Raw genomic sequence first — 953 nt, forward strand, 5'->3', positions numbered from 1 at the left:
GAGCTAGTACTTTTCATAGGATACGGTGTTGGCTACTGTTATTATTTATTTATACTCAAAAGGTTCAGTTAAGAACCTATTCACCATTTCGTTAAATACTTTAGGTTTTGTTTTTGGTGCTATATGAGTTGCTCCAGGCATAATACAAAGTTGACCTTTAGTAAGCTGTTCAAATATTTCGACAGAATGTTCGTTTTTAATAATATCTCTATCACCCGCTATAATTAGAACAGGAACATCAATTTTTTTAAGGTCATTGTGACTTATATTGGGTTGATTGAGTAACAAGCCATAATGTTGTAATTTTAATTTCCAATTTCTAGAAGTGTCGCCTTTGGCAAGCATTTCTCTTGCATGCCTTTGCGATTCCATTACACGATTAGGAGCCCAACTATGTACTGCAGTAGTGTCTGGTCGCAAATTTGCAGCCATAGCAATGATTTTCTTGATTTTAGATTGTTTACTGATTCCCATTTTTAGAGCTATTATTCCTCCATCACTCCAACCTAAAACATTAATGGAATCTAATTTTAAGTAGTTGACTAATTCATCCCAATCTTTTGTGATTTGTGTATATGTCAATGAATCTGTTTTTAGTTCAGATTTCCCATGACCTCTGTTGTCCGCAATAATTACTCGATATTTAGATTTGAAAAAGTCAATTTGATTTTCCATTAATTTAATGTCTGCTCCATTTCCATGAATAAGTAGTAATGGTTCACCATTTCCATATTCCTCGTAATATATTTTTGCACCATTTAATTCTACGTATTTCCCTACTGTATCATTGTCACCGTATGGTTTTAATTCGTTTTGAGAATTTATAAAACAAAATTGAAGTAATAAGGTGAAAATAATTATTTGATTTTTGAAAGAATTTTTCATTTTAGGTTTTAATTGTGCACAACACTCATACAACCACAACAAACAGCTATACAATTGTAGTTATATCG

The 953-nt window shown here is 31.8% G+C and carries 1 protein-coding gene; it reads right to left on the minus strand.

What is annotated here, in order from left to right; translation table 11 throughout:
• Window positions 1-45 precede the first annotated feature (45 nt).
• A complete protein-coding gene (locus ACGLWY_RS18630; protein ID WP_396621183.1) occupies window positions 46-885 on the minus strand; it encodes an alpha/beta fold hydrolase in 840 nt (279 codons plus the stop codon).
• Window positions 886-953: the final 68 nt, after the last annotated feature.

Origin of the sequence: Mariniflexile sp. HMF6888, from assembly GCF_044335535.1 — a bacterium.
Lineage (GTDB): Bacteria > Bacteroidota > Bacteroidia > Flavobacteriales > Flavobacteriaceae > Mariniflexile.